Here is an 18208-nt window from a genome sequence, read left to right as displayed (position 1 = left end):
CATCCAAATTTATTTATACATATATATCGGGCGGTTGGCTTCGTCTCTTTAGATTCTGATATGTTGAGTGGAATTCATCTTGCCGAACTGGAAAAGCTCCTCTACAATGAAGCTCGACAGGCATTTAACCTGCAGATCGACATTCCGAGGAGGCTTGACTTAAATATGGAAATTTCACTGGATATCATAAAAGATAAAGTCGAATGCTTGCAGGCTTATGACTTTCATGAACTGGCGCGAGCGATCGAAGAACGTATTGAAATCAATAAGGCATTAATGCTGCGTGTAAAGCAAGTCCAACATCAAGTAACGTTTGATCCTATTCGCACCAAAATGTTATATAGCGCAGTTGTGCATTTTGCCTTAGATTAATGGACCAAGACTTTGAATAGTGAATACCAGATTACTGACTTAATTGCAATTACGGCATGGTCATATTATGTAGTTACTATTGAGGGTTAAGGAGAGAATACCATGCAAGAATTAATATTTATGAAGAATTATAAAAACAACGAAGTACTGCGCAAGAGTTTTTTCGAGCTTGCTGCCGAGACTTTTGATATTGATTTTGAAAATTGGTACCAGCACGGATGCTGGGGCGAGAACTACATCCCTTTTTCATTTGTGGACGGAGATCGGGTTGTTGCCAATGCTCCCGTTAACATCCTTGAGCTCATCATTCACGGGGAGCAGAAAAAAGCGATTCAAATCGGTACAGTAATGACACATCCCGACTATCGAGGGAAAGGACTATCCACTCGTTTAATGAACAGAATTTTAGAGGAATACGAGAACAAATACGATCTCATGTACCTTTTTGCCAATGAATCGGTGCTTGATTTTTACCCCAAGTTTGGTTTTAAGCCGGTGGAAGAACATCTTTTTTCAATGGATTATACGGCAAAAAAATCACCCAAACCTGCGAACCTTCAGAGGCTCGATGTTACTATCTCGGATGATTTACATCTTATTCAAAAATTCGCATCGGAAAGATTGCCGGTTTCTCGGCATTTCGGAACCGCCCAGACGCAAGGCATACTCATGTTTTATTGCCTGAATGTCTTTAGTAATGATATTAATTACTTAGAAGATGAAAACGTCATTGTTATTTATCAGAAAGAAGACAATCATATTGAGCTCTTCGACGTTGTTAGCTTAAACGAAATAAATATGAAAGATATCTTGGATAAGATTGCAGATGAGGATACAGAGACAATCACCTTCCATTTCACACCAGATGCAACAGAACATCTCGTTCTAAAAAGTACCGCTACCCATGAAGGCTTATTTGTAAGAACCCCCGGTGAGCATCTCTACCCGGTGCAAGTTAAACATCCGATTACATCGATTGCTTGATGTATCTTCGGACCAACCTTATATCAGCACTATGCTCTGCATTGAAGACAGATCAGTAAGAGTGGGCTTCCCCGCTCTTTTTTTATGATCAAAGATTGATCTTCTGCTCCTTCTTCTTTCGAATTGACCTTAGAAATAACCCGAAACCAACAAACAAAACGGTTGTCACAATCCCCGTGGTTGGACTGAACCAGAATTCCCCTGCTTGGGTTAACGTGATGATCCCTGCTACGGATACCAACAAGGTCGGTACTCCATCCTCCACAGCGTGCATGATCACACATGGCCATACAGATTCGGTCAGACGGTATATTTCAACATACATTATGGACCAGGCAATCATCAACACACACCCTAGGATCATAAAGTTCAATCTGGTCGTATTCTCGAAATACGTTTCCGGTAGGAAAACCATATAATACGCAGCATGCCATAAAGCCCATATAAGGCCTGACACAAAATAGAGCGCCCAATCGTTCAGCTTCAATTCAATCAATTTGGGAGTCAGATAGCCGCGCCAGGCAAACTCTTCAAAAATGTTCTTCATAAAACTGCCTGCAATAGAAACCCCGATAAGCGGCAGCAATGTATTTAGCTCAACATCAGCAGCACGGGCACTATTGAAAAGGAAGGCAAGACCTACAACAATCACCATCACAACCGGATAGATGAGAAGAGCCGCACCATACCATTTCAAATTGCCCTCCAGCTTGAATCTCACACCAATATCTTTCCAATCTCGATTCACAATTCGCAGTAAAAGCATCATGAGTAACGGCAGGATTAGCCACAATCCCATTCCTAACGAATTTTCTGCTGGCTGCTCCGGCATCATCGTATCCACCCATACACCAATCCAGCCACTTGCTAATACGACCACCATGAATACAAGCAGACTGAGCTTTATTCTTGCTGCTGACATATTGACAAGCACCTCCTGTCAGGATTGTTCCACTCTTCGCCTCGCTGTGCTGATGACATCTTCCGCTGCACTGTTCATCAGACGGATCATCTCTTGTTCCGTGTACTCTTCCGGCAACATTTCATTCGCGGCCATCACGCTGATCCCTACCTGAAACATCTTCATCTTGAGCAAAATGGTTTGCAGTTCATCATCTGATAATCCATTCAGATCAGGGTCCATTCTCATCACGTGTATAAAGCTTTTCATTTCCTCCTCATTGTGCTTCGCTTGATCATTTTTCTTCATCACAATATCCCGAAACAATACAGGGTACTCTCTGGCAAAACGGATGCTGGCAGCACCAATATCCTGAAACGGATGTCCTGAATTCTGCTCCCGCAGCATTTGTCTGCTCAACTCGAAGGTTTTCTGATATACACCTTCTAACAATTCGCCTACCTCTTTGAAATTCACATAGATCGGTGCAATGGACCCTCCCAGCTTCTCTGCCACCTTGCGAATTGTAATGAATTCAATGCCTTCTGTTCTTGCGATTTCAAATGCCGCATCAATAATTTGATCTTTAGTAAATTTCTTTTTGGGTGCCATATGTCTCCTCCTGCCATAAATGCAACGATAAATTTCAAACGTTATATATCATATGATATATATTGTCCAAGCCACACGTCAACTACATTTTTTTCAATATAATCAAGCTCTCACAGGAGTATACAAGGTATAATGAAGTCAGATGACCGTTTGGCATAAATTGATGAACATCATAACGAAGGAGAGGACATTTGTGGCGTTTATTCCGTTAAACTGTCCCAATTGCAACGGACGAATTGAATACAAGAAGGATGAGGTTTTAAAGTGTCCCTATTGTGAAACAGAGCTTCTATTGAAGCAAAATAATGTCTATTACGTGGACCAGACCATTAATCATTACCATGGAACGCCTCCCAAGGCAACACCGAAGCAGGCTGTCTCCGTAAAGCTTTTACTTATACTGATGCTGGTGTTAACCGGTGCCATCGGTACTTATGTGTACTCCAATGTCAGCTCTACTCATTCACCAACAGAAGCCAAACTGCCTATGCGAAAGATGCCTGAAAGCGAGGTTCTACTCTCCTTTTTGCGAGATATCTTCGATAAAGGGACTGCCCTGCCGACTGAGGATGAACTTGCTCGTATTCGTTACTTAACTGTAGACTATTCGGATAATGACCAGTGGGAGTTTACATACAGCTTCTCCGACCCCTTCAGCGATGAACAGGCTGAGAAAATCACTTATGTTACTCAGGACAAGAAACTGAATAACCAGGAGATCGATCAGCGGGATTTTGAAGCCTTTACGGGACTGACGGCACTCGATCTGACGAATACCTATGAAATCTCCCAGACGGATCAAACCACTTTGGCCCATATGTCCGGATTAAAAAGTTATGGAGGCGCTTTTAACGAATCCTTTAGCAAATTTTCGGGCTACTTTGGCGACAAGACTAACATTACGGAGCTTTCCACTCAGCTTCGCAGCAATCAGGAATTGGCCATGCTGCTGGAGTTTCCTAATCTGAGCTCGTTATCCATTACCTATGTGGATGAATCCGTAACGGATTTCTTTCTGTTGAACAAGCTGCCGCTCAAGTCCCTGTCGCTCACCTTTGTCGATGAACTGGGATGGTTATCCTCCATGACCGGGCTGTCATCCTTATCCATACAATACAGTGAAACCACAGACCTGCAACCGCTGTACGCCTTGACCCAGCTTCAGGAGCTTCAGCTATCCTTTTTAACAAATGTAAAGTCTATCGACTTTGTACAAAATATGCCTGCTCTACAAACGCTTGATCTCGAAAGCGTAAACTTCTCAAGCCTGGAGCCCTTGGACGGCAAGGCCTCTATTACTTCACTGCGCCTAGCTTCTCTAAGTCAACTTAGTTCGGTAAAGGCCATCAATAGCCTGTCCTCTTTGCGGGAATTAACGTTGTCCGGCTACTACGAGAATGCAGAAGCGCTGACATTACCTAAGGCAACGCGAGTAGAAATTCCAAGCGCTTTTCTCGCCGGACTGAAAGCGCCCGCCGCAACCAGCCTGACGCTCCGTGGCGGAAGTGGCGAGTTGAATTTGGCGGCGCTGGGGAAATTCCCGAAACTTAAGCAACTCTCCCTCTCGGAGGTCAGTGAAGTAACCCGTCTGGGCGCCCTGGACGGCTTATCCAGCCTGGAGACTCTAAGCATTTACGACTCGTCACTATATCAGGAGAGCGATGCTTTATTTCGTTTGAAGCAGATCAAATCTCTGATGTGCTCCGAGTGCAGGCTGAACTTTGAAGAAAAATCGGCCACGGAGAACAGCGTACTTGAACATTTGACCTTAGAGCAGCCGTATTTCAGCATAAACAATACCTCTGTTACTGAAGTTGACCAAATGATGCCTTACTTTGCGAAACTGCCCGCTCTGCGTTCCTTTACTCTGCAAGACAGCAATTTGGCTTCTCTCGAATTCATGAGTAACTGGCAGGCCATAGAAGAGCTTCATCTCGAGAATAATGCCATTTCCAATATCGAGACCCTAAGCCAACTGCCTGATCTGAAAAAGGTGTATCTCTCCGGTAATTCCGTCCAAAACAAATCCGTGCTTGGTACGGTTGTGCATGTGTATTAATTACCGCCTGGGATGATGGGGAGTTTTAGACTACTACAGTTAATGGATGGTATTAAAACAAAGACAAAAAGGGGTTCCCCTTATGCAGTTCTTCCTGCATGGGGGAACCCTTTCGGTGTTTTAAGTCAAGTCAGAAGCCTTCAATATTCTTTGGACGATAGCTGCAACCTCAGCACGGGTGATGTTGGCATCCAGAGATCAGTCTCCCCATATAAAGAGGGATCTTGACGAAACAAACAAGCGGCTACCTAATCGGCAACCGCTTTATCGGACATGCTTATTAAATATCGTAGTTATTCGAAGGACTGTGATCGATAACGGATTGCACGACTCGTTTAACCACGGATTTCGCGGCATCCTGGATGGACATTCCGCCGATCTCGTCCGCGTTAACTTCAATAAATCCTTTGCCCCCGATGATCTCTCGAGCTGTCTCAAGTTCGCCCGCACTGATAGAATCATGGGATACCAGTGAGATCAGGCCGGCGTCGTTCAACACCTTTGCCATCTCTGCCGTTCCGCGGAGCGTTTCTCCACTGACGCTCTCAAGCAGCATCGTATGGTAACCGGATGACATTAGTCGCTTCTCCACTTCCTTGGCGAGAGCTACCGTATCCGAGCCAGCAAACCATACCGTGAGCGGAGATTGTCCTTTCTGCTGGGCGCGAACATCTCTCGTGATTCCCGTATCCAGCGTGGCAAATCGGCTTTCTCCCTTCAGAGCTTGATCGATGACTCCGCAAGCAGACGTCATGTTGGTGACACGATCAATGAGGATAAAACCTCCGATGCTCTTATTGTGTTCAAAGGAATCGAAGACGATCTGATCCGACAGCGTGAATTCACACTTGGCCAATTCGTTCTTAACAATTTGATCGGCCGGAACGGTATGGCCCGTGTTAATGTCAATTTTATGGGTAATCGCCGTTACAGTGCCTGGAAGAGTCTTCGTTCCGACCTTTACCCAATAATGCTTGCCCGGAGTCAGGACGGAATCGTCCATCCACAGGATTGTAGAAGCGAAGCTGTCAGCTTCTTGGACTTGATTGTCCATCGTGAGCACACAACCTCGCGAGACATCAACTTCGCGGTCCAGTTGTATCGTAACTGGTTGGCCAGCATAAGCCGAATCCTGAGCTTGGTCCGTCACCAAAATCCGCTTAACCTTGGCTTTCTCCCGACTTGGCAGAGTCATGAGTTCGTCTCCGACCGAAATCTTTCCAGCCTCGATCTGGCCCTGGAACCCACGGAACGTGTGGTCCGGTCTGCTTACACGCTGAACTGGCATCATGAAAGGCTTCGTATCATCGGTAGTATGAACATCTATACTTTCCAAATACGGTAATAATGCTAACCCCTCGTACCAGGGTGCATTCGGCGACTGGGTTGTAATGTTGTCCCCTTCCGTAGCGGACACGGGAATGACCTGAATGCTCTTGATTTGGAATTCGGCCGTCGTTTGGATGAACTCTTCCTTGATTGCCTCGAACGTCCTCTGATCGAAACCGACCAGATCCATCTTGTTCACAGCCAATACGAGATGCTTGATCCCCATCAGGGCGCAGATCCGGGCATGGCGTTTGGTCTGGGTAATGATGCCTTTGGTAGCGTCCACCAGAATGATGGCTAGATCGGCAAAGGAAGCGCCTACAGCCATGTTGCGCGTATACTCTTCGTGTCCCGGTGTGTCCGCCACGATGAAGGAACGATGAGACGTCGTAAAATAACGATATGCCACATCAATGGTAATCCCTTGTTCGCGTTCGGCCAGCAAACCATCCAGGAGCAGCGAGTAGTCGATTTTGCCGCCTCGGCTTCCCAATCGACTATCGAGCTCAAGCGCGCGTTCTTGATCGGCAAATAGCAGCTTGGCTTCATAGAGCATATGTCCGATCAGCGTGGACTTGCCATCATCCACACTTCCACAGGTAATGAATTTAAGTAGACTCTTCATGTTAGAAATAGCCCTCCCGTTTGCGTCGTTCCATGCTTCCCGCCGCTTCTTGATCGATAACCCGACTGGTCCGTTCGGAAGATAACGCACCCAATGTCTCCTCAATGATCTCATCCAGCGTAACAGCATCGGACTCGACTCCGCCCGTGAGCGGGTAACAACCCAACGTGCGGAAGCGAATCTTCTTCATCTCTACCTTCTCGCCAGGCTCAAGCTTTATCCGCTCGTCATCCACCATGATGATATGCCCGTCACGATTAACGATCGGTCTTACGTCGGCGGAGTAAAGCGGAACGATATCGATGTTCTCCCGACGAATGTATTGCCAGATATCCTTCTCAGTCCAGTTGGACAGCGGAAAGACTCGAATGCTCTCTCCCTTGTTGATTCTCGTGTTGAACAGCTTCCACATCTCCGGACGTTGGTTCTTAGGGTCCCACGAGTGATTCTTGTTCCGGAACGAGAAAATCCGCTCCTTCGCACGCGACTTCTCCTCATCACGTCTTCCGCCACCGAACGCAACCGTGAATCCGTATTTGTCCAATCCCTGCTTCAGGGCTGTGGTTTTCATAATGTCGGTATATGCGGAACCATGGTCGAAGGGGTTAATTCCTTGTTGAATAGCCTCTTCATTTGAGTGCACGATCATCTCGATACCAAATTCCTTCGCTTTTCGGTCGCGGAACTCAATCATTTCCTTGAATTTCCAGGTTGTATCGATATGCATGAATGGGAACGGCGGCTTCTCGGGGTAGAAAGCCTTTAGGGCCAAGTGCAACATGACCGAGCTGTCCTTGCCGACGGAATACAACATGACCGGTTTCTCGCACTCCGCTGCTACTTCTCTGATAATGTATATCGCTTCAGCCTCAAGTTGATCCAGATGTGTTAATTCTTGCATGGCAAGGCGGCCTCCTTTTTAATCCTCACTAAAACCATCGTATTTATAAACTTATCCTATCAGATTCCATCTTTATTGCAAAGTGGAAAAAAGCAAAATTTATGATGTGTATGTGTTGGATCGACTATACTCAGCATGGAATAGCCGTTCCTCCTATAATAAAATCGCCTGAACGAATGAGTTGTGCTGAGCTGCAAATGGAATCGGAGGGACATGGGACTTGAGCTTCATCTCGAAAACAATGCCATTTCCAATATCGAGACTCTAAGTCAGCTGCCTAATCTGCAAAAGGTGTACCTATCCGGTAATACCGTACAAAACAAATCCGTGCCTGGTACGGATGTGCACTTATATTAATTACCGCCTGGGATAATGGGAGTTTTAGACTAGTTAATGGATGGTATTGAAACAAAGACAAAAAAGAGGTCGAAAATATATGAAATTCTCGACCTCTTTTTGTTTATCTTTAGCTTTCTAACCATCATCGCTACACTCCAGAACGTTGCGGATTGACCGTGCCAAAGATATGATACGGTGTTATCCCCTTTGTAAATAGACTATCGATCAGCTTGATCAATTCCTCCGACGATAGATCTTTGTCTCTGTGTATCCAAAGACGAAACATAGATATTAATGTAGATATGTAAAACTCGATGATGTATGGTGCCAAGACATCATCTGTTGAAAAATCCATAATCAATCGTTCAAAGGGAATTTCTCTTTTCAAGCGTTCCACAAAATGAACAGAACCATAGTCGCCCAATACAGCTTTAAGAACTGAAATTTCCTCTGCATTTTCCAAGCATTGAAGTGCATCTTGGATAGTATGTGTAGAAAACTCTCTTCCTGCCATTTCCTCCTTAATCGATTTCAACATACGCTCTTCAACGCAGTCCAACAACTCATAGATATCTGTAAAGTATTGATAAAATGTACTCCGGTTATATCCTGATTGGTTAGCAATCTCTTGAATGGATATCTTTTCGATTGGTTTTCGGCAATATAAATCACAGAATACATTTATAAATGTCTGCCTTGTTTTTTCCGTAATTTCAGGTTGCTTTTTCATTGTTAACCTCCATTTTCTGTTGAATTGATTATACGACAGATATTAAAAATCTGATGGTTGATGACCAAATAGTGAATCTATACAATAACATTATACAACACGTTGTTGGATCATCAACAAAGAGGAATATGGATATTAGGAGGCTAAGATGAGAATTTTATTTTTCGGTAGAGGTGTAATATCGACCCAATACGCTTGGGCTTTAGAGAAGGCAGGGCATACCGTTGAGTTTTACGTTAGAAAAGGGAGGAAAGAAACGTTCGGAAGTCATATCGCGCTTGAAATGTGGGACGCACGAAGAGGAAAACAGTTCATCCAAGAAAGCTGGAAAATCAAGCTGCATGAGGAGATAAGCCCAAATTATGATCTCATTATTGCGAGTGTCAACACGGAGCAACTTCCCGAAGCAGCAAGAATACTTTCGACTACTGCTGGTAACACCCCGATCCTAATATTCAATAATATTTGGCAGGATTTAAAATCATCAATCTTGCCCCTGTCTATGAACAATGTTGTCTTTGGGTTCCCAGGAGCAGGAGGCGGCATTGAGGACAATAAGCTTAAGGGCGGCTTTTTAAAAACGATATTTCTGGAAAAACCACGGGTAGGCACGGAACAGATAAACAACAAGGTCAAAGAACTATTTGAAAGCGCCAATTTTAAAATCAATTGGATCAAGGATATGCAAAGCTGGCTATGGAATCATTTTGCCATGAATGCGGCGATGGAGACCGAGGTGTTAAAACGAGGAAGTTTCCCATCAGTCTTGAATCATAGTGACTCATTCGCAAATGTCGGTAAGAGTATGCGGGAAATGACCCCTGTACTTAAAGCAAGAGGCGCAAAGATGGACGCGATTACTCTATTGTTGACCAAGATCCCACCGGCACTTCTCGGCCTGCTGTTTAACAAGGTTATTTTTGCAAAGGGCAGCTTACCACGACTTTTCATTGAATACAATAATAGTACGTCCAGTTTTGCTGTACTTGAAGTTGTGAGAGAAGCCCAAAAGTTAGGTATACCTTTGCCACGTCTAACCTCCGCATTAGAAAACACTGAACACCACAAAGTTATTAAAAACGGATAAACTGGAAAACTTGATATTGTTCAGATCACCATCAACTCTACTAATGATTATATAAACCATCGAACAACTCACCATTGAGGGGCTGTATAAGGAATGATAGAAGCAGAGCCACCCATGAAGGGCGGCTCTTTTATTATGCCTTACAGGGCTTGTAAGGGTTTTAGTCTTTCCTGACCAGCCTGTTGATGCGGCTCATTTCTAGCAATATTAGATGTGATTATACCTGAAAGCCTTTAACATTAAAAATAATTGATTATTAAAATGTATTTCATTCGTATATATTTTTGTAAATAAACCAATGCACTTGTCTATGATTTCCCCAGTGAACTTTTGGGACATGATGGCTTTATTCGAATAGATCCTTACTGTCTTCCAGTCATGAATAATTTGGTCCAATAACGGGTCAAGCGTATGTTTTGCATTGATATGATCAATGTTGTACTTATAGAGAGTATTTAACCTGTATTTCTCAGAACATTTTCTATAAATCGTACTGCTCAGTGTTTCTATAATCGTTTCATTTTTTATAATGAGCTCGTAATTTTCTGCGAGCAACAGGATATTATTCAAACTTTCCGTTATTTCATTTTGATACCTGCACATATTTTCTACGAATGTATTGATGGTTGTGTGTGCTGAATTCTTATTGTTCAATATCTCATGATTACCGGGGGCCACTAGCGCATATTCCCAAAAGTAGTCTGGCATCTTTACGTGTTCCGAAGTCATGCATGACCATTTAAATTCTGAAAATGACAGAGCATATTGTCTGTATTCTGTAATATCATCAACCGTATATATCTCCTCGTTCGTAAGATTGAAGCCATAGACAAAAACAGGATGCAGTCCATGTTTTTGGTTATAGTAAAAGTCTCTCCCGCGTTGATAAAATAAATCAATAAATATGGAAATCGGATGACCACTAGAAATAGAATTGATGATCTCATCTTGTAACGTATCTAGTGCAGGGGATTTTTTACGAATAGATATCCCCATTTCCTCAAGGATCTGATCTCCCTCCTCAAGATCCAACACCTCTAACTTGAAATATCCTCTTGTTTGTATTTTTTGTTTATCAAATCTATAAATAGTAATGACATTATTCAAAATCGACAGCTCATCTTTTTTAAAATACCTGGCAAGCGTTAATAACAAATTGTAGCCGCAATTAAAATAAGGAAAATTATGATGAGGAAACATTTTCGTCATGCCGTCGAAAGGCTGAAAGGTGTCCAGGGAAATAATTTCTTCCATAAAATATTTCTCCTAACCTAGGACGTGTCTTGAAACCTACTGAAGTGCATCTTTTACCGCCTTTTCGCCCCCTGCTACGTCAATTTCCCTTGACGTGCCCCGGCACGCCTGCGGAAAACTTCCTGGCTTGGAACGAAAATTCAGCAAAATCTGCCGCCTTCAGAGTTTTCAGACACGCCCAAAAATTATTGTTGATATCACGGCTATATTACCTCTTAACAAGGTTCATCATACGGTATTGCCGCGTTCCAGCCTTCATCTCTTCATATTTCTTCGAGCCGGGCAATGCGATGAATTCATGGATATCTCCAATATTCGTGCTTGAATTGGCGTTATTCGCAATTCCTTGTGTGCCAGTACGCTGCTTCGCACTCTCATCACATGATAGAAGAACATTCGAAGTCACATCCTGATTGCGGATTACAGACAGGCCTGCTTCCTCTAACAGCCTGACGTTTTGCGCTACTTGATCTCCCAGCATCAGCTCCGTATACAGAAATACGCCACCAACTCTCATGATCCGGTATACCTCTTCATAGAATCGTGATCGGTTCGGATAGGCATGTGCGGATTCTATATTTAACACCACATCGAAGCTCTCGTCAGCAAACGGTATATTCTCCGCATCGCCGACGAGATACAAAGATTCACCCAATCGGGATTTGGCATTGCAAAAGGCAATATTCGCCGGGCAGATGTCGAGACCGACAATAGACAGCGGCTTGAAATATTTAGACAGAGCCGCTATGTTCCCTCCCCTGCCGCATCCGATGTCGATCACCTGCCGCTCCCGAATCGCCGTCTTACCCACTGTTTCAAGCAGCAGCTTGACCGAATTTCTATTCCATGCATCGCCCGGCTCGAGCACCGCATGTTGCTCATTCTCGTGCGGGACGTAACCATAGTTCAAGAAGGTGGCGAATCGGCCTATACCGGACAGCGCAAGGGAGTGCGAAATCTCGCTATAATCCCGAATTTCAGCCTCTTTTCGGTTCCATTCGGAAGGGTGGACAAACTGTTCTCGCCGGTCGAGCATCGATAAGTAACGATCATCGTTCGTATATACCGCATCGCAGCTGCAGCATTGCAGCACTGCCTCCGACTGCTCCAGCTCGCCCTTGCAGCTGGAGCATACCAACCTTGCATGCAGATTCTGTAACATGACTATCGCCCAGCCGACGTATGCATTTGATTCAACGCGTACACATTATAGTAATTTGGGATATTCAAATCTTCGTAATAATCGATCACGGCATAGAAGCCGTTGGTTTGGAAGATGTTCTCGAGCCTGCTGATCTGCTCTCCGTCCAGTCCGTGTACCTCCATTACAATTTGTCTGATTTTGCCCCAATCTTCTGGCTCTATGCCTTCCAGCACCTCGAACTCACTTTTTTCCACGTCGATTTTGAGCAGATCAATTTGGTTCAGACCGTAAAAGCGGATCATTTCAGAGATCGTAGTTAGCTTGCAACGATAGATTTGTTCATTCAGAAGCTTCGGCGACATAAGATGATCGACAAAGCGGTTTAGCATTCGCGGGTCAGCGAAATTATCTTCGTAATGGTTGATTAACCCGTATCGGAGATCTTGATCGTGGTTCTCCCTGTATTTGATCTGGACAGAGTCCGTAGACATCGTAGGAAAATAGGCAAACTCCGCTTCCTTGATCTCATTGGAAAGCCCGACATTAACCGTCGTTACGCGAGGCAGCGAACTCGTATTCATCTTCAAGAGATTAAAAGTCGGCGGCAGTGGCTCAAAAGCATATACCCTGCAGTCGCTCTTGCTGCTGACATATAGGCTGAACATGCCGATATTAGCCCCAACGTCCAAGACCGTGCCATGATCCGGGAGCGTAATACCGTGCTTGAAATACATCTCTTTGTGAAAAATCTCATTGTAGAGGAACTCGGTCTCGCCTTCGTTGTTTTGATAGATTTCGATCCCGTTGTGCAGCCGTTTCTTTTCGATAGCCTTTGTCTGCAACGGATGGCTCTCATGCTCCGTCCTGCTCATTCGATTCACCTTCTCAACAATTTGTTTTTTGGGCATTTCTCTAACTGCTGGCGCTTTCATAGCGTTTGACGGCCAGCTTCCAGAACAGCCTGACCACGATAAGCGATATAACGGGAGCTACAAAAATCCATATCCCAAGGAACAAGTCCAATCGATCGATCAAATAAACCGACGGCATGTTGGTGATGAACAAGATCGGCACAACATACAGCCCTATTCTCCGCAGCCATTTGGGGTATATGTACATCGGCATATTGTTTAAATCCCAACATTTGTCGAGTATTTCGAAGATCGAACCGGACTTCACCGTCCAGAAGGCAAGAATTTGCGGAAGTAGAAGCACCGAATAGGTCACGATCGTGCTACTCAAGATCACGCCGATATATCCGGCCACGTGGATAAAGCTTGGCTCGATGTCAAGACGCCGCCAAGCCAGTACGATCATCGTGATCCCGGCGATCAGGTTCGGGATCGGAAACGCGAAGTTAACGTGCCGAAATGAAATCATGAACTGCAGCGAAAGCGGCTTCGTCATATACAAGTCCAGCGTCCCGTTGCGGATATGGCCGGCGAATCTATAAAAGTTATCCATAAACAGTCCTGTATAGATCGCGATCATAATCGTATAGGTTCCGGTGAAGATCATCATCTGGTCAGGAGAAATGCCATTGATTTCGATCCCGAGCTGGAAAACGAACAAGATATAGATCAGCTTGGAAAACAGAAATACAGTCTCCATGATCAAACCGGAGTAGAAATTCGCTTTGTATTCCATGTAACCGACCAAGCTGTTCTTTGCGAAAATAAAGAACATACGTACATGCTTCCGAAACTCCGTCAAGCTGATACTCACAGATCTAACCTCCAACGGCTACATATTTCCTCATCCCGGAATCCCACGACAACTTCGAAATTATCATAAGCGCAATTACCCAGACCACCTGTAAGAGAAGCCCGCGCACGATTTCATGAATCGCCATGCTCCCATTGATGATGTTAACCGGGAAGAATACGACATATTGAAACGGTAAGTAGCTGGAGATTCTGGCAAACGTATCTCCGAAAATATTAAGCGGAAAGATGGCACCACTGAGCAGATAGACGCCTTGGTTGAACGCGATATAAACGCCCCAAACCTCGGTAATGATGAACGCGAGAGCACTAATCGAATAAAAAAGCAGGAAGTTGATGAGCAGTCCGAACAGAATGCTGACCAGGAACATAACGATCTGCACCCCTCTAAGGTGAAACCCCCAAATCTGAGTAAAAACGATCATCAGTATGACGAATAAGACAAGGACGACCCCGATCTGAACCGTTTTCCCACCGAAAAAATTGCATATCCGATAGCTGAAATAATGAATGGGCTGAGCGATAAATTTGCTCAGTCCACCCGTCTTGATATCATTCGCGATTTCCCCTTCGAAGCCGGCAGAAACCAGCTTGGAGACAACGCCAGACAACACGGAATAAATGATGATCTGTGAATACGTATAGCCGTTAATAATCTCTTGCGGCGAACTGCGAAACACGGCCGTCCAGAGGAAGCATTGGACGAGAATGATGAAGCCGCCGCTGATAATACTCATAAAGAAATCGGTCCGATACTCCATCGCATTCTGAAGTGCAAGAATGTACGTCCTTTTATACTTCTGCAAGGCTTTCATGTTTGACCCCATCTTTCTGATACAAGCTTTCGATGCCTCGCTCGACAGGTATATCTTCCACTGTGAAATCGAGGATCGGGAACCGGTCCAGCATCATCTTGGAAAGCCGCTGGAGGTCATGCTTATCGATCTCCATGACCGCATTCATGCCGTCATGTTCCATAATAGCGCCATAGTCGCTTAGCGCCTGCCTCGGCACTTCGTCCGTAAATTGCAGCTTGATGATCTTTTTTGCATGAAACAATTCGTTCACACGCCGAAGATCGCCATCGTATACGATCTTCCCTTGATTGATGATGATCGTGCGTTTGCATAAATCCTCAATATCCGCCATGTAGTGGCTTGTCAGAATGACCGTTGCTTTCGTCTGCTGGTTATAATACTTCAGGAACTCCCGAATGCGCTTCTGCGAAATCAGATCGAGTCCGATTGTAGGCTCATCCAGGAAAATCACCTTAGGCCGGTGGATGAGCGACGCAATTAGCTCCATCTTCATCCGTTCCCCCAGCGAAAGCCTGCGCACCTGAATATTGAGCAGATCTTTAACACCAAGCATCTCCGTAAGCTCATCCAGGACAAGGTTGTAGGGCTTATCCTCGACCTCATAAATGCATTTGTTCAGGTACAACGATTCGTTCGCCGGTAAATCCCACCACAACTGCGATTTCTGCCCCATCACGATCGAGAACTGCATCTTGAATTCTTTTTTTCGCTCCCAAGGGATATAGCCTAATACCGTCGCTTGCCCGCTTGTCGGATACAAGATGCCGGACAGCATCTTAAGCGTAGTCGTTTTGCCGGAACCGTTCGGGCCTAAGAACCCGACCATCTCGCCTTGCTCGATGACAAGTGATATTTCGCTAACCGCTTCTTTGATCAGTGATTTCCGCTTCACTAAATTTTTCAGCGATTTTTTGAACCCCAATTCTTTTTCGTAGTAATTGAAGCTTTTGGATAAGCGTTCCACTTGGATAATGCTCACTGATTCACCTCATTTATGCTCATGTAGAATAGTTAAACACCGTGCAAATGCAAGACACTGCACTTGGAACATGCCGGTGTCAGTCGTTCATCCATCATTTCCCTTATCCTTCTGTAGGTCATGCCGTGCCATAATTCCTGTACGGACGCTTCATTTAAATTGCCGATCTCGAACTCCTTGAAAAATTTGCACGCAACAATCGTTCCATCGGGCGTAATGTCCATCCGGTTCGAGAGAGCCAGGCACTTCTTGTTCATCGTGCCTTTACTCCTCACCTCTTTGCCGAGCACGAAATCTTCGATCTGGTCATAATCCAGATTCGGCTGGTAGCGTAAACGCATTTTCCAGACCCGATTATTCACCCGGTCCAACTCGCTCATCAAAGCAGGGATACGCTCCGGATCGAGCTTGTAGTTAAAGGCGTGCCAGCTTCGTTCGCCCTTGTGCTCGCTCGCCGGAAGGAAGTCGAACTTCTGGTCAAAATAATCGTCCATTCCCTGCGTGCATTCGTCCGAGATGTACCACGGGAAGCAGACCATGACCATATCTACACCGACGCCCTCCAGAAAGTCCAACAAATCATAAAGCTTGTCGGTCATCCCATCGTTAACGACGGTATGGATCGTAATTTTGCCCCTGAATCGGTTTTCCTTGCGCAGCTCGACTAGCATCCGAATAGCATCTATCGCCTTGTTAAATACCCCTTTGCCGCGAAGCGCATCATTCTCTTCTTCGAATCCATCAAGTGCAATGAGCAGCTCCAGGTTGTCGGAGATTCTCAGCAAGGTGTCCAGCTTTCGCTCGATCAGCATCGCGTTCGTACAGATCGTCGTCTCGCGAGGATGGGCTTCAAGCAAATCGGCCAAACGGTCGAAATGGCTGTATACGAGCGGCTCGCCGCCCCAGATATAGAGTCTCGACTTGGCTGGTTCCGTCTCAAGGATCAGCTTCTCCAGCAGCCCGTAGTCGAGCTGCTCCCGCTGCTGCTCCGGTGTCATAAAGTGATGGTAGCCAGTGTCGTTCCATTGATAACAATGCTTGCAGCGCAAGTTGCATTGGTTCGTCAGTTTAATCCCGACCGACTCTGGCAACGGTGTCGCGTAACCCGCTATTTTTTCCATGTTCCGCTTGGTTTCCACCGTATTCTTGATCGTACGTTTCAATATTTGCAAATCCTTTGGGGAACGTTTAATCTCTGATTTCGGATTCATATCAACACCACCCCTCTTAAACCTATTAGGTCATTCACATGAATCAATAGATATAATACCTTGAACAAGCCGTGCAGATCGGAAGCATATTTTTTTTCATATACGCGCGATAATCTTTGTACTTGTCACTACTCCAGATATCCATCAAGCTCTCTTCGTTCACGTTGCCAAAGGTCAAATCATAGAAGGCATGGCAGGGCGAAACGTCGCCCCTTGCTGTAATCTCTGCATAAACCCATGGAAGGGAGCAGCGATTTCGTTTATCAGCCATCTGATGGAATTGCCCCGAGAAATAGTTGCTCAAATTTTGCTCATCTATCGTTTTCGGATAGGTGATCACATGAATGCTGTTTTTCAAGCAATACGCTTTAACATTATTGAGCTGTCTCGTCAATTCCGGAATATCGATCTGGCTGAACGAACTGGTGTCCCGCCACACCATCCCCTTGGCATAAGGAGCTTCATGCACGTCGAATTTGTCACTAAGAACCTCCACATATTGGGCATACTGCTCTTCCGTTGCGTAGAGCTGCACTTCCATGCTGATATGGTCCAACATCGACAAGTCGATATGCTTAAAGAAAAATTCCTCAACGTACATATAGTTCAAGGGCGTAATGATAAAGGATACACCCATTTTCGGAAATTGCTTGCCCTTGCTTTCCCGAAGCTCATAAAGCTTCTCGATCCCCTTGATTACTTTCTTGAATACGCCTTTGCCTCTCTGCTTATCGTTGATTTCCTCAGGGCCGTCGAGAGACATCCAGATCTTATTTGGAGCAGTCTCGACAAGCATCTCGGCATGCTGCTCAAGCAATGTGCCGTTCGTGGGGAAATCTGCTTTACTTCCATAGTGATTGATCATGGCGAGAATGTCGCCCAGCCAAGGGTACATCAGTGGCTCGCCACCGAAGAAATCGTAATATGGCTTGCCCGGGCTGCACTCGACGATGATCTTTTTAATGAGATCCGGATCCAGATGCGCTAACGTTTTTTTGCTTTTGTACGGCCCTTCGAGTCCCCACTCATAGCACATCTTGCATCGTAAATTACACTCCTCCAACAGCTGCATGACAATCCATCTCGGATAGCTTGTCATTGTCTTATCTTGGACGACACTCAATTTGTTTACGCTCATC

The 18208-nt window shown here is 45.1% G+C and carries 18 protein-coding genes; 5 read left to right on the top strand and 13 right to left on the bottom strand.

Annotation, left to right across the window (positions count from 1 at the left end):
• Positions 1-165 precede the first annotated feature (165 nt).
• Both MKY85_RS04005 and MKY85_RS04000 read left to right on the top strand, forming a co-directional pair.
• On the top strand, positions 166-372 hold the full coding sequence (locus MKY85_RS04005; RefSeq protein WP_339239535.1) for a DUF2536 family protein: 207 nt from the start codon (positions 166-168) through the stop codon (positions 370-372).
• A 102-nt stretch (positions 373-474) separates the two neighbouring features.
• Positions 475-1356, top strand: a complete 882-nt coding sequence (locus MKY85_RS04000) for a GNAT family N-acetyltransferase (protein ID WP_342571838.1) — start codon at positions 475-477, stop codon at positions 1354-1356.
• 88 nt (positions 1357-1444) lie between these two features.
• Here MKY85_RS04000 and MKY85_RS03995 read toward each other — a convergent pair whose 3' ends face one another.
• Entirely contained in the window at positions 1445-2278 is an 834-nt protein-coding gene (locus MKY85_RS03995) for a CPBP family intramembrane glutamic endopeptidase (protein ID WP_339239533.1), read from the bottom strand.
• Between the two features lie 18 nt (positions 2279-2296).
• Positions 2297-2869: a TetR/AcrR family transcriptional regulator gene (locus MKY85_RS03990; protein WP_339239532.1), complete on the bottom strand. Its 573-nt coding sequence runs from the start codon at positions 2867-2869 to the stop codon at positions 2297-2299.
• Between the two features lie 292 nt (positions 2870-3161).
• Between MKY85_RS03990 and MKY85_RS03985 the strand changes: the two genes are divergently transcribed.
• Positions 3162-4928 (top strand): leucine-rich repeat domain-containing protein, encoded by a 1767-nt coding sequence (locus MKY85_RS03985; protein ID WP_342571837.1) that lies wholly within the window; start codon positions 3162-3164, stop codon positions 4926-4928.
• 280 nt (positions 4929-5208) lie between these two features.
• Here MKY85_RS03985 and MKY85_RS03980 read toward each other — a convergent pair whose 3' ends face one another.
• On the bottom strand, positions 5209-6882 hold the full coding sequence (locus tag MKY85_RS03980; protein ID WP_342571836.1) for a GTP-binding protein: 1674 nt from the start codon (positions 6880-6882) through the stop codon (positions 5209-5211).
• Between the two features lies 1 nt (position 6883).
• On the bottom strand, positions 6884-7783 hold the full coding sequence (gene cysD, locus MKY85_RS03975) for a sulfate adenylyltransferase subunit CysD (protein WP_253430176.1): 900 nt from the start codon (positions 7781-7783) through the stop codon (positions 6884-6886).
• A gap of 213 nt (positions 7784-7996) precedes the next feature.
• Here cysD and MKY85_RS03970 point away from each other — a divergent pair, with 213 nt between their 5' ends.
• Complete coding sequence (locus MKY85_RS03970) at positions 7997-8140, top strand: leucine-rich repeat domain-containing protein (protein ID WP_342571835.1); 144 nt, start codon at positions 7997-7999, stop codon at positions 8138-8140.
• Positions 8141-8270: 130 nt separating this feature from the next.
• Here the strand turns inward: MKY85_RS03970 and MKY85_RS03965 are convergent, their stop codons facing one another.
• Positions 8271-8852 (bottom strand): TetR/AcrR family transcriptional regulator, encoded by a 582-nt coding sequence (locus MKY85_RS03965; protein ID WP_339258834.1) that lies wholly within the window; start codon positions 8850-8852, stop codon positions 8271-8273.
• A gap of 148 nt (positions 8853-9000) precedes the next feature.
• Between MKY85_RS03965 and MKY85_RS03960 the strand changes: the two genes are divergently transcribed.
• Positions 9001-9939 carry a 2-dehydropantoate 2-reductase N-terminal domain-containing protein gene (locus MKY85_RS03960; protein WP_342571834.1) on the top strand — a complete coding sequence of 313 codons (939 nt, stop codon included), beginning with the start codon at positions 9001-9003 and terminating at the stop codon, positions 9937-9939.
• 207 nt (positions 9940-10146) lie between these two features.
• Here the strand turns inward: MKY85_RS03960 and MKY85_RS03955 are convergent, their stop codons facing one another.
• From MKY85_RS03955 to MKY85_RS03920, 8 genes are all read right to left on the bottom strand, one after another.
• Positions 10147-11193: a hypothetical protein gene (locus tag MKY85_RS03955; RefSeq protein ID WP_342571833.1), complete on the bottom strand. Its 1047-nt coding sequence runs from the start codon at positions 11191-11193 to the stop codon at positions 10147-10149.
• A 208-nt stretch (positions 11194-11401) separates the two neighbouring features.
• Positions 11402-12355, bottom strand: coding sequence for a class I SAM-dependent methyltransferase (locus MKY85_RS03950; protein WP_342571832.1), 954 nt, complete (start codon positions 12353-12355; stop codon positions 11402-11404).
• Between the two features lie 2 nt (positions 12356-12357).
• Positions 12358-13245, bottom strand: a complete 888-nt coding sequence (locus MKY85_RS03945) for an FkbM family methyltransferase (protein WP_342571831.1) — start codon at positions 13243-13245, stop codon at positions 12358-12360.
• Positions 13246-13249: 4 nt separating this feature from the next.
• Positions 13250-14062, bottom strand: coding sequence for an ABC-2 family transporter protein (locus MKY85_RS03940; RefSeq protein ID WP_253430156.1), 813 nt, complete (start codon positions 14060-14062; stop codon positions 13250-13252).
• A 4-nt stretch (positions 14063-14066) separates the two neighbouring features.
• Positions 14067-14876: an ABC-2 family transporter protein gene (locus MKY85_RS03935; RefSeq protein WP_253430152.1), complete on the bottom strand. Its 810-nt coding sequence runs from the start codon at positions 14874-14876 to the stop codon at positions 14067-14069.
• Positions 14854-15858: an ATP-binding cassette domain-containing protein gene (locus MKY85_RS03930; RefSeq protein WP_339239522.1), complete on the bottom strand. Its 1005-nt coding sequence runs from the start codon at positions 15856-15858 to the stop codon at positions 14854-14856. The genes MKY85_RS03935 and MKY85_RS03930 overlap by 23 nt, the downstream gene beginning before the upstream one ends.
• Before the next feature lie 32 nt (positions 15859-15890).
• Positions 15891-17069, bottom strand: a complete 1179-nt coding sequence (locus MKY85_RS03925; protein WP_342571830.1) for a radical SAM protein — start codon at positions 17067-17069, stop codon at positions 15891-15893.
• Between the two features lie 43 nt (positions 17070-17112).
• Positions 17113-18207 carry a radical SAM protein gene (locus MKY85_RS03920; protein ID WP_339239520.1) on the bottom strand — a complete coding sequence of 365 codons (1095 nt, stop codon included), beginning with the start codon at positions 18205-18207 and terminating at the stop codon, positions 17113-17115.
• Position 18208: the final 1 nt, after the last annotated feature.

The organism is Paenibacillus sp. FSL R5-0749, assembly GCF_038595085.1.
GTDB lineage: Bacteria > Bacillota > Bacilli > Paenibacillales > Paenibacillaceae > Paenibacillus.
The sequence above is the reverse complement of the archived record's forward strand: the minus strand, read 5'-3'. Positions and strand labels throughout refer to the sequence as shown.

Coding starts and splice junctions, on each gene's coding strand:
- MKY85_RS03995 (WP_339239533.1), bottom strand. CDS start 2,278: ATGTCAGCAGCAAGAATAAAGCTCAGTCTGCTTGTATTCATGGTGGTC.
- MKY85_RS03960 (WP_342571834.1), top strand. CDS start 9,001: ATGAGAATTTTATTTTTCGGTAGAGGTGTAATATCGACCCAATACGCT.
- MKY85_RS04005 (WP_339239535.1), top strand. CDS start 166: ATGGAAATTTCACTGGATATCATAAAAGATAAAGTCGAATGCTTGCAG.
- MKY85_RS03920 (WP_339239520.1), bottom strand. CDS start 18,207: ATGAGCGTAAACAAATTGAGTGTCGTCCAAGATAAGACAATGACAAGC.
- MKY85_RS03970 (WP_342571835.1), top strand. CDS start 7,997: ATGGGACTTGAGCTTCATCTCGAAAACAATGCCATTTCCAATATCGAG.
- MKY85_RS03955 (WP_342571833.1), bottom strand. CDS start 11,193: ATGGAAGAAATTATTTCCCTGGACACCTTTCAGCCTTTCGACGGCATG.
- MKY85_RS04000 (WP_342571838.1), top strand. CDS start 475: ATGCAAGAATTAATATTTATGAAGAATTATAAAAACAACGAAGTACTG.
- MKY85_RS03945 (WP_342571831.1), bottom strand. CDS start 13,245: ATGCCCAAAAAACAAATTGTTGAGAAGGTGAATCGAATGAGCAGGACG.
- MKY85_RS03990 (WP_339239532.1), bottom strand. CDS start 2,869: ATGGCACCCAAAAAGAAATTTACTAAAGATCAAATTATTGATGCGGCA.
- cysD (WP_253430176.1), bottom strand. CDS start 7,783: ATGCAAGAATTAACACATCTGGATCAACTTGAGGCTGAAGCGATATAC.
- MKY85_RS03980 (WP_342571836.1), bottom strand. CDS start 6,882: ATGAAGAGTCTACTTAAATTCATTACCTGTGGAAGTGTGGATGATGGC.
- MKY85_RS03965 (WP_339258834.1), bottom strand. CDS start 8,852: ATGAAAAAGCAACCTGAAATTACGGAAAAAACAAGGCAGACATTTATA.
- MKY85_RS03935 (WP_253430152.1), bottom strand. CDS start 14,876: ATGAAAGCCTTGCAGAAGTATAAAAGGACGTACATTCTTGCACTTCAG.
- MKY85_RS03950 (WP_342571832.1), bottom strand. CDS start 12,355: ATGTTACAGAATCTGCATGCAAGGTTGGTATGCTCCAGCTGCAAGGGC.
- MKY85_RS03925 (WP_342571830.1), bottom strand. CDS start 17,069: ATGAATCCGAAATCAGAGATTAAACGTTCCCCAAAGGATTTGCAAATA.